The sequence below is a fragment of the Paenibacillus curdlanolyticus YK9 genome, assembly GCF_000179615.1.
Taxonomy (GTDB): Bacteria; Bacillota; Bacilli; order Paenibacillales; family Paenibacillaceae; genus Paenibacillus_T; species Paenibacillus_T curdlanolyticus.
In genome coordinates, this window is the sequence record NZ_AEDD01000002.1 from 118,797 (window position 1) to 130,620 (window position 11,824).

The window sequence follows — 11,824 nt, forward strand, 5'->3', positions numbered from 1 at the left end:
TTAAGCCGATGAAGGAGTGCAAAGGGATGTCTGAGCAAACGAATGAGTGGAAAGACAATAGAGGTGCAATAGCACGAGCTCAGCGGCGTGCCAGTGAGTCGCGTGCGGTTATTACAGATATTGTGTTTCCATCGGATACGAATCATCTCGGTACGATGTTTGGCGGGAAAGTCATGGAGTATATGGACAAAGTAGCCGCGATCAGTGCAATGCGTCATGCCAGGTGTGCCGTCGTAACGGCATCGACGGATCATATTGATTTTGTACAGCCTATTCGATTAGGGGATGTCATCACCGTAGAGTCTTTCGTGACGTGGACACATCGCAGCTCTATGGAGGTATATGTTAGCGCTCAGTCGGAAAATTTGCGAACCGGCGATCGCATTACGGCGGTTACTGCCTTTTTTATTTTTGTTGCTTTGAATGATGAAGGGAAGCCAACCGCTGTACCTGGAATTGTGCCAGAATCGGCTGAGGAGCTGCAATTGCATGATTCTGCAGCAGAGCGATATGCGGAGAGAAACAAACGAATGGAAGAACGAAAACGAAGCACATAATGTGCAGAAAATGTCGTCATTTCAGCTTTTTATGATACAATAGTAACGTTCGAATTAGAGTCGAAAACGACGAAACAGATCGCTTAGACGAACGGGGTATGATCAATTTTGAGCCAAAACGAAAATGAATACTTGGCACTGCTTCAGCATGTGCTGAATAACGGAACACGTAAAGATGACCGCACTGGAACCGGAACGATTTCGACGTTTGGATACCAGATGCGATTTGATTTGAATGAAGGGTTCCCGCTGCTCACGACCAAGCGCATCCCTTTCCGGCTCATCGTAAGCGAGCTGTTGTGGTTTATGAAAGGCGATACGAACATCCGCTATTTGCTCCAGCATAACAATAACATTTGGAATGAGTGGGCGTTCAAGCGTTGGGTGGAAAGCGCTTCGTATGAAGGGCCGGACATGGCGAATTTCGGGCTGCGTTCGCAGACAGACGAAGATTTCGCTGCAAGCTATACGGAGCAAATGAACCGCTTTAAGGAGCTCGTGCTTACCGATGACGCATTTGCTGCGCAATTTGGTGAGCTAGGCGACGTTTATGGCAAGCAATGGCGCGCATGGCAGACGACCAAAGGCGATACGTTGGATCAATTACACGATGTGATCGAGATGATCAAACGAAATCCGGATTCACGCAGATTAATTGTATCGGCATGGAATCCAGAAGATATCCCGCTCATGGCATTGCCGCCATGCCACACGTTGTTCCAATTTTATGTAGCGGATGGAAAGCTTTCTTGCCAGCTGTATCAGCGCAGCGCAGATATTTTTCTCGGCATTCCGTTTAACATTGCGAGCTACGCGTTATTGACGCATTTGATCGCACGAGAATGCGGGCTAGCTGTCGGAGAGTTTGTTCATACGCTAGGCGATGCCCATATTTATACGAATCACATGGATCAGATTCAAGAGCAGCTGGCCCGTGCGCCTAAGTCGCTTCCTAAGCTGGAGCTGTCAGGTGATTGGACGTCCGTGTTTGATGCTGAGGTCGAGGATATAGCTGTCGAAGGCTATGATCCTCATCCAACGATCAAGGCGCCTGTGGCGGTATAGAAACAAAGGAGAGGCAAGCAGCAGCGAGAGGAGGCATAATCGGCAATGATATCGATGATATGGGCAATGGATCGCAATCGAGCGATTGGCATTGAGAATCGGATCCCATGGCGCCTGCCAGCCGACATGGCTTTCTTTAAAGCTTATACGACGGGTAAAACAGTCGTCATGGGGCGAAAAACGTTCGAATCGTTTCCGAAGGCGCTGCCGAATCGTCGGAACGTCGTATTGACCCGTTCGGCGGGGCTGGAGCTTGAGGGCGCTGAGACAGTTACTTCAATAGAAGAAGCGTTAAAAAGGTTTGAAAACGAAAAAGAATTGGTTATTATTGGCGGATCAGAAATTTATTCGCAGTTTATTCCATATGCAGATCAACTTCTTGTGACAGAAATTGATGGGGTATTTGCGGATACGGATGCATTTTTCCCAGCTTTAGATTGGAATGATTGGGAGCTCATTGAATCGCGTGAAGGCGTTCGGGACGAGAAAAACACGTACGATTATCGGTTTCTTACCTATAAACGGCTGTAAATGACGAACGTTCATGTGGACAAGCATTGAAGGTTTTTATGTAGAAAAGTGCAAATCATTATACGGATAATCCATTTGTGGCGAGCGGTAAATGATGCTAATATGGTCCGAAATAATGAGTAAGATAAGCATTCTTATGCAAAGATTTATATTGAATAATTGTTCGATTCCCGATATAGTTTAAATATAACTGTTTATTTGTTGTACCGGGAGTAAAGAAACGAGGGAGTTGCGATCATGTCTACACCAACGGGATTTATGGAGTACAAACGCGAACTGCCGGCAGATCGCGATCCGATCGAGCGGATTAAAGATTGGGAAGAGTTCCATCTTCATCTGAATGACGATCAATTGCGCACGCAAGGTGCTCGCTGCATGGACTGCGGTACGCCTTATTGCCATACAGGTATGGAATTGGCTGGTAGCGTATCCGGTTGTCCAGTAAACAACCTGATTCCAGAATGGAATAATCTGATTTATCGTGGTCTGTGGCGCGAAGCGCTGGACCGTCTGCATAAGACGAACAACTTCCCTGAGTTCACTGGACGCGTTTGTCCAGCGCCATGCGAAGGTTCCTGTACAGTTGGTCTTATCGGACAACCTGTTACAATTAAGACGATCGAGCAAGAGATCATCGACCGCGGGTTTGATGAAGGCTGGGTCGTACCACAACCGCCGAAGGAGCGGACTGGCAAGCGTGTAGCTGTCGTCGGTTCCGGTCCTGCAGGCTTGGCAGCAGCAGCGCAATTGAACAAAGCTGGTCACCTGGTAACGGTGTACGAGCGTGCTGATCGTATTGGCGGCTTGCTGACATACGGTATTCCTACAATGAAATTGGATAAAGGCGTTGTTCAACGTCGTGTTGATCTGCTCGAAGCAGAAGGCATCACGTTTGTGACGAACACAGAGATCGGCAAAGACATCTCGGCACAAGATCTCGTTGATCAATTCGACGCTGTTGTACTGTGCGGCGGCGCTACGAAAGCACGCGATGTAGAGATGGAAGGCCGCGAGCTGAAAGGCGTTCACCAAGCGATGGATTACCTCAACGGCACGATCAAGAGCTATCTGGATTCCAATTTGGAAGACGGTAACTACATTTCGGGTAAAGACAAGGACGTTATCGTAATTGGTGGCGGCGATACGGGTACTGACTGCGTAGCGACGGCGCTTCGCCACGGCTGCCGTTCGGTAACACAATTCGGTACGCATGCGAAAGCTCCGCTTGAGCGCGATGCTGTCAACAATCCTTGGCCGCAGTTCCCGAATGTGTATACGCTTGATTATGCACATGAAGAAGCGAAAGCACTTTATGGCGATGATCCGCGTGCATTCTCGGTATTGACGAAGAAATTCGTTGGCGACGAGAACGGTGTTTTGAAGGAACTCCACACGGTTCAAATCGAACGTACGGTGGATGAGACGGGACGCAAGGTCTATACGGAAATTCCGGGAACGGAAAAAGTATGGAAAGCGGATCTGGTTCTGATCGCAGTAGGCTTCGAAGGACCGGAGAACACGATCATTAACCAGCTTAATCTGGAGCAGGATCGTCGTTCGAACGTAAAAGCACAATACGGCAAGTACACGACTAACGTCGACAAAGTATTCGCTGCTGGCGATATGCGTCGTGGACAAAGCTTGGTAGTATGGGCAATTAACGAAGGCCGCGAGGCGGCTCGTGAAGTAGATAAATATTTGATGGGTTCGTCGATGCTCCCATAAGGCATCACAGCTTATCCATAGGCTAGTAACACAAGCGCCCAATCGGGCGCTTGTGTTGTTTTGCCTTGCGAAATGGATCGATAATAATTCGTTAGGAGGAGTAAGCATGATTCAATACGGCTCAGATATGATTACAGAGCTGAAGTTTGTTTCGTTCGAGCCTACGATTGAGCAGAGAGATCATCAATGGGTAGATATTGAGCTTCGACCAACATTGTGGCCGTCTACGCCAGTGCCATCTGCGATCAGTGACTTTACGATATTGGTGATTTGCACAACCGGGGGTCAAATCGCACAGATGATACCCTATGACGAAGGCTGCGATTGCGAATTTCAGTTTACGATGACGGAGAAGGAGCAGATCGAAGCGTATATTTTGTCGGAAGAAATCCAGTCGCGTATCCATAATCTGACCTCCCCAGAATGAGGAAAGTTGTGGTAAAATCGGAGAAATAGGCATTGAAGCGATGATGCTAAGATCCGATTCGAGCGGAGGTAGGGACGATGCCCACCGACAACGCCACGATCATTTCGCCGTCTGATGTTCGGAATATAAGGCGGTATGTTCAGCACAAATTTGCTGATTTGCCGCAGGACAAGCATGCCGATATTGTAGCGGATGCGGTGCGGCGTATTATTTACAAGCGATTGCCTGAGTTTGCGGATGCAATTCGTCAGCAAATAACGTCTCGGCTCATTCGGTCTGCTGTGATGGAACGATCCGGACCTGTTGGCGCCGATGAGATTGCGGAAGCTTGTCTGTCCTGCGAGTTGGATGATCCCGCAATTTTCGAACCGTTTCATGCTTGGGTGGAGCAGCAATTGAGTCTTGTCATCATGCCTGATCGGCTCAGAGAGGCGATTCGCAAGGCAAATGAGACGGCGATTGGAGCGGCATCATCTGGCGCACTAAACGTTTGGCAAACGATCGCACAGACGGTTGCGGTGGATGCGGAGCCATTCGTCCCGATGTCTGAGGGACAAGGCGTAGTGCTTCCTTTTCAAAACCAGCCTGTGCTTGATGCCAGCGGTGAAGGCGGGGCCATTGCACTCGATCCCACTTCTGCGAGCGCCGTTAAACCACTCCTGCCATGGTTCAGACACTTTGGGCGACGAAGCATATACGCAGCACTGAGCGGATTGCTTGTAGCCGTGACGTTGTTCTACGGCTGGTCGTTATCTCGGCCATCTGTAGGGGACATGATCCCGCCAGTGGGCAAGCCTGTGCCGATCGCGGCTAAGCCGAGCATCAACGAGCTGCCGGCTGCGCTTCAGTATCGGGAAGTGGATCGGGAGAAGCTGATCCTTTATTTGAAGGAGAAAGACTCGCTTCTCGCGGAAGAGAATAACATGAAGGCTATCATTAAAGCTGCTAAGCAGTTTGATATTGATCCTTTGCTTATGTTCGCGATAACAGGCCAAGAACAGGCTTTCGTTCCTCGCAGCAATAAGAAGGCATTTAAGATCGTAAATAATCCGTTTAACGTGTTCCATAGCTGGAAGGAGTACAACACGACGATTGAGAAATCGGCGATGATCGCAGCCCGTACAATCGTAACATGGAGTAAGGGCCGTCCATCGGATGTCGATGCTTTCACGTGGGTGAACCGAGGGTATGCTGAAGATTTAAACTGGTCCGACGGCGTAAGAGCGATTTGGAAAGTGATGGACCGTCGAATTGGAGCAAGTACTGCGGATTAGGCTCTTTGATACTATCGTTACAACGTAAAAAGCGTTCTCCTTCATTGCCGTTGATCAAGTATGGATGATAAAATTAACGTAATGAATTGAAGCGTGGCTGCCTGTTGCAGCCTCTTTTTGCATGAACAGAATGCCAAAGGGAGCGATAATCTTTTGAAGACACTCATCATTGCGGAAAAACCCGATATGGGGAGAAATATCGCAGCCGCAATAGATCCTAAAGCAAAAAATTACCGTTCCTACCTAGAAGGCGAGCACTACATTATTACATGGGCAATCGGGCATCTTATCGGGCTTGCAGAGCCGGAGGCTTACGACGAGAAATATAAAAAGTGGAACATCAATGATTTGCCCATTATCCCGGAAATGTTCAAGCTTGTGCCGAATCGGAAAACGATGGATCAATTAAAAACGATAGCCGAGCTGGCAAAGCGCAGCAATTTGCTCATTAATTCTTGCGATGCCGGGCGCGAAGGCCAGCATATTTTTTCACTGATCCAGCGGCACTTGAAGCTCAAGCATCCGGTAAAGCGTCTTTGGATATCGGATTTGACGCCGGAGACGATCCGTAAAGGGTTTGCGGAGCTGAAGGAAGGCGCGGAGTACGAGAATCTGACCAAAGCGGCTAGAGCGCGTAGCGAGGCGGATTGGCTCATCGGGATGAACGGCTCGCGCGCCTTTACGACCAAACATAATGTTTTGTTATCGGTCGGTCGTGTTCAAACGCCTGTGTTGGCGATCATTTATGATCGGCAGAAGCAAATTGAAGCATTCTCGTCATTGAAGTTTTTTGAACTGGAAGGCCATTTTGCGCAGGGCGAGCTGGGTTACAAGGGGATGTGGCAGGGCGAACGAATGACCGATCAAACCAAGGCCGATGCGCTGGCAGCTAAGGTGAAGGGGAAGCCGGCACGAATTGCATCCTACGAGGTTAAGGACACGAAGGAGTATCCGAACAAGCTGTACGATCTTACGCTGCTCCAGCGGGAAGCGAATGGGAAGTATGGCTTCTCAGCCAAGAAGACGCTGGACACCGCTCAAGCGCTTTATGAGAAGCATAAGGTAATCTCCTACCCGAGAACGAACTCGAACTATGTGACGGAGCAAAATATTCCCGAGATGCACAAGTCGCTTTCCGCTCTGCAAGGAACAGAGTATGATGATCTCGTACGCGGAGCGAACCGCAATTTGGTCCATAAAGGAAATAAGTTTATATGCAATCCTGCCAAGGTTGAGGATCACCATGCCATCCTGCCGACGCATCGCAAAGCTTCAGGGCTGCAGCCGGATGAGAAAAAGCTGTATGACCTGATCGTACGACGGTTTCTTTCCCAGTTCTATCCGCCCGCGGAGTATAAGGTGCATACGGTTATGACGGAGGTCGAGGGCGAAGCGTTCAAGACAACGGTCAAGCAGCTGCTAAGCATAGGCTGGAAGGCGATTTATGCCGACCAGAAAAAAGAAAAACCGCGTTCCACGAAAGGTAAGGACGAAGAGGAAGAGGAAGAAGTCGAGGTGAGCGAGCCGTTCACGATCGACGGCAACGCTTCTGTCCATTGTACGGATGCGATCGTCAAAGAAAAGGATACGCAGCCGCCGAAGCATTACACGGAAGGCACATTGCTCAAGGCCATGGAAAGTGCCGGACGGCAAATTGAGGATGAAGAGCTTCGCGATGCAATGAAGGAATCGGGCCTTGGCACGCCAGCTACTCGGGCAGCGACGATCGAACGGCTGAAAAACGTCGGCTACGTGGACATGCAGGGCAAAAAAATTATGATCACGCAAAAAGGCCGAACGGCAATCGAGCTCATCCGAGGCGCTGGCATTGAGCTGCTCACGTCTCCGGAAATGACAGGGCAATGGGAACGCCGGTTAAATGAGATTTCCCGCGGTACAGCGTCGGATGAACAATTTATGGAGAATGTAAAACGATTCGCATCCAAAATTGTCGATAAGGTACGGGTTCAATCAAGAGCGGCCAAAACCTCCTTCGAAAGCGAGCCGGATGCTGCAGGAGGTGGCAAAGGGAAAGGTCGCAAAAAGGCCGAGGGTGCATCTGGTTCGCGAAGCAGCAAAGCGGCAAGTGGCAGCAAAGCTGACGCTGGCTCAACCGCTGTCCGAAGCAGAGGCAGCAAGCAGAATGCTGCGTCTGACGCCTCCAGTGTGTCTTCGGCATCGTCTGGCCCGAGCGTGATTGCCGTATGCCCGAGCCCTGGCTGCGGCGGCAGCATCTTTATGGGGCGCAAAGGCTACGGCTGTTCGCACTTCAGAGAGGGCTGTAAATTCGTCATCTGGAAAGAAAGCTACGGGCGTTCGCTTACGGATCTTCAAGTGAAAGCGCTCATCGAGAAGGGTAGAACAAGCAAGCTTAAGCTGACTTTGCCGGACGGCGCCGCGGTTGATGGCCGAATTGTACTGCGTAATCCAGCGAACGGGGAAATTGCAGTCGAATCCGTGTAAGCTGACGAAGCATAAACGCGGCATATGAAAGAGGGCTTGTCGCAAACGCGGCAAGCCCTCTCTTTGTTGTTGAATCAACCTGTTGATGCGTTAAGGCCGCGCATTCACGTAAGTATGAATGGCTGGCGGAACGTCCGGCAAGCTCTGAAGCGTCATGAATGCGCCGCGTGGCTGAACCTCGATGGCGATATTGTTATAAGCCCATTCGCTATCGATCTTCATATGAATGGCATGAATGCCGGCCTTCAGGGCTGGTACGACATCGGTACGAATGGAATTGCCGATCATCCATGTCTGGTCTCGATCAAACGAGCCCTCGTGCAGAATCGATTCCAACGCTTCGTTGTTCTTATGCCGACGAATATAGATGCGAGATCCAAAATATCGTTCAAGCTGCAGTTGTTCGATCTTCCGGCGCTGGATAAGCAGCTCGCCGCCCGTATAAAGATGCAGCTCATGGCCGGATTCGGCCAAATGATTGAGCGTTTCTTCCATGAACGGATAAGGCTCAACTGCATGCTCATATACGCTGCGTCCGAGCTTCCATAAGAAGTTCTCCTCGGAATCGGAGCGAGCGCGTCCCGTCAGATCAGAGAAATAACGATACGTATCAATGAACGACTCTGGAAAATGATCGCTCTTGAAGCCGACGATATGAACGCCAGCAATATCGATCTCGGTCTGTTTGTCTTTAATGACTTGCGGAGTAATGCCCTCATAGCCTTGGAACCAAGTGGCCATAGCATCAGCAAATTGTTCGATGACGAGATAAAAATACTTGTTGCAGTAAACGAGCGTGTCGTCTAGGTCAAAAAATAGGTTTTGTTTCATCGTTGGCACGGCTCCTTTGTCAGAAAAGATAACCGTCGGACATTGCCCGATCGTTCATCTGAGCACGCCAGATTGTTGCATAAATGCAGGATTGGCGGCGTTTCCCTCCTGACACCAATCTACCGTAACCAATGACCCGAAGTCAAACGGAATAATGAAACAGAGTGGAGCGAATGCTAAACCCGGAGGTGAGCCAAGTGCCTTATAATAAAAGCCAGAAAACGAAAAACCAGCATAACGAAGCAAGCCTGAAGGAAGAAGAACAAACAGCGAAGGCGAGGAAGCAGGCAGAGCGTCCAGCAAGCCTTAATGGCATTAATAAAAACTAAAGAGAAGACCAAGACGGGTCCGATTTGTTCGGGATGTCTTGGTCTTCCGTACTATTATCGATTAAGCATATTTCAGCCGCTTGGCAGCCAAATCGTTCTTAATAAATTCGATACGCCGTCTGACATAAAAATCGAAGCTGTCGCCACGCAATTCTTTCGGCGCGATCGAAGTACCAGCGTCATTATCTACGATAGTAAGTTTGCCGTCGCTATAAAATTTAAACGTAAGGTCACGATAAGGACTTCTTTTCTCTACATAACGATAATTCTCGCAGCGCTTCATGATGATCGGCCTCCTTTAATTGGGTGGAATAGAACGTTTGTTCCTGTTTTTATTATACCAAACATTTGTTCGGATGGAAACTGTTTTTTGTTTACCGTAAACTAGAATAATAGAGACAGATTTATCCGTCATGTGAACCAGACAGATTGCATACTTCATCGTTTTAAAGGAGAGCACGTCATGATTCGAGTATCGCACTTAACGAAGCAAATTCCGGGTGGCCCAAAAGTGTTGGATGACCTTAGCTTCGAGATCGAAGCTGGGGAATTCGTCGCGTTGAAAGGGGCAAGCGGAAGCGGGAAATCCATGCTGCTTCGCTGCTTGGCGCTTCGGGAAAAATGGTCGAAGGGCACTTATATATTTGACCAGGTTAATGTTCAAGAGCAATTTTTGAAGGGCAGGAGCAAAGTAAGGCGCGAGATCGCTTATCTCGAAGAGTCTCCAAGGCTTTATCAAGATAAAACGGCGCTGCGAAACGTTCAAATCGGTTCAGTCAATCAGACGCCATTCTGGCGCCGTTGGACCGGCATGGTCCGCAGCGATGATTATATGGGCGCTATGGATACGATCGAGAAGCTTGGACTTCTCGATAAGGCACACATGAAGGGAAACAAGCTGAGCGGAGGGGAACGGCAGCGTATTGCCATTGCGCGTGCCCTTGTCCATGGGGCGAAGGTCATTTTGGCCGATGAGCCGGTTACAGGATTGGACCCTCATTCGGCCGACCAAGTGCTGGGGGATTTGAAGCGGCTTTGCAAAGAGCAGGGGCTGATTGTCATTGCAGCGCTTCATCAAGGCGACTACGCCGAGCGGTTTGCGGATCGGACCTTCGGCTTGAGCGGCGGCAAGCTCTTGTTTGATGTTAAAGGAAGAAGGCTAACGGAGATGGAACGCCGCAAGCTGTAACTTTCGAGGCTGGTATGATGGACAATGGGCTGCGCATACACTGGACCATCTGATCGATTAGGAAGGTGGCTCCTCATGGCGTTTCAACAGCCTCTTGTTATTCAAACCTATCGGGCGACCCGGCCGAAGACCGAGCTGTACATACCCGTCCTTTCCGGTGCGCCTAATCCGACCGCTGAGCATGCGATGAACACTGAAATAAGACGCGTCGTACAGCAGCTGGCGTCGGAGCAGGGCTCGCTCGAGGATCCGCGCTCCGAAATGAACGGCTTTTTTGAAGTGAAGACGAACGAGAAAGGCGTGCTAAGCCTGTCGCTCTTTAATTATGCTTATACGGGCGGCGCGCATGGCATGACGCTTCAACACTCTCTGACCTTCAACACAGGTACGGGGCATTCCTATAAGCTAGCTGAGCTGTTCAAGCCCGGTTCTGATTATGTGAAGCGCATTTCTGACCTTGTAGCAGCTCAAATCACAGCGCGAGGCATTGAGACGTTCGAGCCGTTCAAAACGATTCGTCCCGACCAAGATTTTTATGTCGCGGATCGCGCGTTGGTCATTTATTTTCAATTGTATGAAATCGCGGCATATGTTTATGGTTTTTTGTATTTTCCGATATCGGTATTTGACCTGCAGGATATCATTAATGAGAATGGTCCGCTCGGTCCGATGGTCGTGAATAACTAGCTTCCACCGTCAACATGCGATAAACAATAATGAGTGCCCCGGAGGGAGCAGAAATGCTAGCGCTAATTGGCAGTGTCATTGTGATTACGGTCGTAGTCACGCTGATCATCATGAGAGGGCTCCGGAATCGGAGCCTGCAACGGAAGGACAAGCCTTCCAATGAACGAAACGGGAAAGAAGCGGAGAAAATGCTCGGGCATGCCCAGAGCGGGAATCGCGCTTCTGCGCAGCACGAAGAAGAGATGCGCATTATTCGTGCCGTCGCAGACAAGCCCACATTATTGATCGTAGATGATCAAATTATGATTCGCCTGCTCATTCGCGAGGTGTTCGAGTCGGAAGGGGTACGCGTGCTCGATGCGGGCAACGGTCGAGATGCGTGGGAGCTGTTCCGACGGCATGAGGTGCATTTTGTGCTGCTGGATATGAACATGCCGGGCATGGATGGCGTTGAGGTGCTGCGAGGCATTCGCCGCATTGATCCGCGAGTGAAAAGCGCGTTCATCTCGGCTTACGGGGATCCGGAGCGGCTGGAGGAAGGCGAACGGTTAGGCGCGCTGCGTTTTTTTGCCAAGCCGTTTGATATTCATACGGTGAAGAGCTTTGTCTTGGCTGAGCTGCAGGCAGATGATCGCATCCGCGCTGCGAAGCTCCATTCACGGTAACAAAAGGAGAAGGACGAACGATGATGCTGGGTTTCAGCAGATCGCTCGTCCTTTTTGCGTAAGGTGCTGATCGGACGGGAT

Annotated in this window: 13 protein-coding genes; 11 read left to right on the forward strand and 2 right to left on the reverse strand. The window is 49.8% G+C overall.

Features of this window, described 5'->3' with window-relative positions; genetic code table 11:
* Window positions 1-26 precede the first annotated feature (26 nt).
* From PAECUDRAFT_RS03920 to PAECUDRAFT_RS03950, 7 genes are all read left to right on the forward strand, one after another.
* The gene (locus PAECUDRAFT_RS03920; protein WP_083814085.1) at window positions 27-557 is read left to right on the forward strand and encodes an acyl-CoA thioesterase; all 531 of its coding nucleotides are present in this window, start codon (window positions 27-29) and stop codon (window positions 555-557) included.
* A 108-nt stretch (window positions 558-665) separates the two neighbouring features.
* Window positions 666-1,622, forward strand: a complete 957-nt coding sequence (locus tag PAECUDRAFT_RS03925) for a thymidylate synthase (protein WP_040711483.1) — start codon at window positions 666-668, stop codon at window positions 1,620-1,622.
* Between the two features lie 45 nt (window positions 1,623-1,667).
* On the forward strand, window positions 1,668-2,153 hold the full coding sequence (locus tag PAECUDRAFT_RS03930) for a dihydrofolate reductase (RefSeq protein ID WP_006036807.1): 486 nt from the start codon (window positions 1,668-1,670) through the stop codon (window positions 2,151-2,153).
* 237 nt (window positions 2,154-2,390) lie between these two features.
* The gene (locus tag PAECUDRAFT_RS03935; protein WP_006036808.1) at window positions 2,391-3,878 is read left to right on the forward strand and encodes a glutamate synthase subunit beta; all 1,488 of its coding nucleotides are present in this window, start codon (window positions 2,391-2,393) and stop codon (window positions 3,876-3,878) included.
* A 106-nt stretch (window positions 3,879-3,984) separates the two neighbouring features.
* Window positions 3,985-4,305 (forward strand): hypothetical protein, encoded by a 321-nt coding sequence (locus PAECUDRAFT_RS03940; RefSeq protein ID WP_006036809.1) that lies wholly within the window; start codon window positions 3,985-3,987, stop codon window positions 4,303-4,305.
* Window positions 4,306-4,382: 77 nt separating this feature from the next.
* A complete protein-coding gene (locus tag PAECUDRAFT_RS24415; RefSeq protein ID WP_006036810.1) occupies window positions 4,383-5,579 on the forward strand; it encodes a hypothetical protein in 1,197 nt (398 codons plus the stop codon).
* A gap of 153 nt (window positions 5,580-5,732) precedes the next feature.
* Window positions 5,733-8,042 carry a type IA DNA topoisomerase gene (locus tag PAECUDRAFT_RS03950; RefSeq protein WP_006036811.1) on the forward strand — a complete coding sequence of 770 codons (2,310 nt, stop codon included), beginning with the start codon at window positions 5,733-5,735 and terminating at the stop codon, window positions 8,040-8,042.
* 90 nt (window positions 8,043-8,132) lie between these two features.
* On the opposite strand, the gene PAECUDRAFT_RS03955 is transcribed toward PAECUDRAFT_RS03950, so the two are convergent.
* Window positions 8,133-8,873, reverse strand: a complete 741-nt coding sequence (locus PAECUDRAFT_RS03955; protein WP_006036812.1) for an HAD family hydrolase — start codon at window positions 8,871-8,873, stop codon at window positions 8,133-8,135.
* 197 nt (window positions 8,874-9,070) lie between these two features.
* On the opposite strand from PAECUDRAFT_RS03955, the gene PAECUDRAFT_RS26560 reads away from it, so the two are divergent.
* The gene (locus PAECUDRAFT_RS26560; protein WP_267879164.1) at window positions 9,071-9,202 is read left to right on the forward strand and encodes a hypothetical protein; all 132 of its coding nucleotides are present in this window, start codon (window positions 9,071-9,073) and stop codon (window positions 9,200-9,202) included.
* Between the two features lie 61 nt (window positions 9,203-9,263).
* Here PAECUDRAFT_RS26560 and PAECUDRAFT_RS03960 read toward each other — a convergent pair whose 3' ends face one another.
* A complete protein-coding gene (locus PAECUDRAFT_RS03960; protein WP_006036814.1) occupies window positions 9,264-9,485 on the reverse strand; it encodes a hypothetical protein in 222 nt (73 codons plus the stop codon).
* A gap of 180 nt (window positions 9,486-9,665) precedes the next feature.
* On the opposite strand from PAECUDRAFT_RS03960, the gene PAECUDRAFT_RS03965 reads away from it, so the two are divergent.
* The 3 genes from PAECUDRAFT_RS03965 to PAECUDRAFT_RS24420 all read left to right on the forward strand — a co-directional run bounded on the left by PAECUDRAFT_RS03965 (window position 9,666) and on the right by PAECUDRAFT_RS24420 (window position 11,743).
* Window positions 9,666-10,391, forward strand: coding sequence for a phosphonate ABC transporter ATP-binding protein (locus PAECUDRAFT_RS03965; RefSeq protein WP_006036815.1), 726 nt, complete (start codon window positions 9,666-9,668; stop codon window positions 10,389-10,391).
* A gap of 75 nt (window positions 10,392-10,466) precedes the next feature.
* Window positions 10,467-11,078: a DUF3298 and DUF4163 domain-containing protein gene (locus tag PAECUDRAFT_RS03970; protein WP_006036816.1), complete on the forward strand. Its 612-nt coding sequence runs from the start codon at window positions 10,467-10,469 to the stop codon at window positions 11,076-11,078.
* 53 nt (window positions 11,079-11,131) lie between these two features.
* Window positions 11,132-11,743: a response regulator gene (locus tag PAECUDRAFT_RS24420; protein WP_006036817.1), complete on the forward strand. Its 612-nt coding sequence runs from the start codon at window positions 11,132-11,134 to the stop codon at window positions 11,741-11,743.
* Window positions 11,744-11,824 lie beyond the last annotated feature (81 nt).

Excerpts from the sequence above, each read along its gene's own strand:
- PAECUDRAFT_RS03920 (WP_083814085.1), top strand. The coding sequence starts at position 27 with ATGTCTGAGCAAACGAATGAGTGGAAAGACAATAGAGGTGCAATAGCA.
- PAECUDRAFT_RS03930 (WP_006036807.1), top strand. The coding sequence starts at position 1,668 with ATGATATCGATGATATGGGCAATGGATCGCAATCGAGCGATTGGCATT.
- PAECUDRAFT_RS03935 (WP_006036808.1), top strand. The coding sequence starts at position 2,391 with ATGTCTACACCAACGGGATTTATGGAGTACAAACGCGAACTGCCGGCA.
- PAECUDRAFT_RS03940 (WP_006036809.1), top strand. The coding sequence starts at position 3,985 with ATGATTCAATACGGCTCAGATATGATTACAGAGCTGAAGTTTGTTTCG.
- PAECUDRAFT_RS24415 (WP_006036810.1), top strand. The coding sequence starts at position 4,383 with ATGCCCACCGACAACGCCACGATCATTTCGCCGTCTGATGTTCGGAAT.
- PAECUDRAFT_RS03955 (WP_006036812.1), bottom strand. The coding sequence starts at position 8,873 with ATGAAACAAAACCTATTTTTTGACCTAGACGACACGCTCGTTTACTGC.
- PAECUDRAFT_RS03960 (WP_006036814.1), bottom strand. The coding sequence starts at position 9,485 with ATGAAGCGCTGCGAGAATTATCGTTATGTAGAGAAAAGAAGTCCTTAT.
- PAECUDRAFT_RS03965 (WP_006036815.1), top strand. The coding sequence starts at position 9,666 with ATGATTCGAGTATCGCACTTAACGAAGCAAATTCCGGGTGGCCCAAAA.
- PAECUDRAFT_RS03970 (WP_006036816.1), top strand. The coding sequence starts at position 10,467 with ATGGCGTTTCAACAGCCTCTTGTTATTCAAACCTATCGGGCGACCCGG.
- PAECUDRAFT_RS24420 (WP_006036817.1), top strand. The coding sequence starts at position 11,132 with ATGCTAGCGCTAATTGGCAGTGTCATTGTGATTACGGTCGTAGTCACG.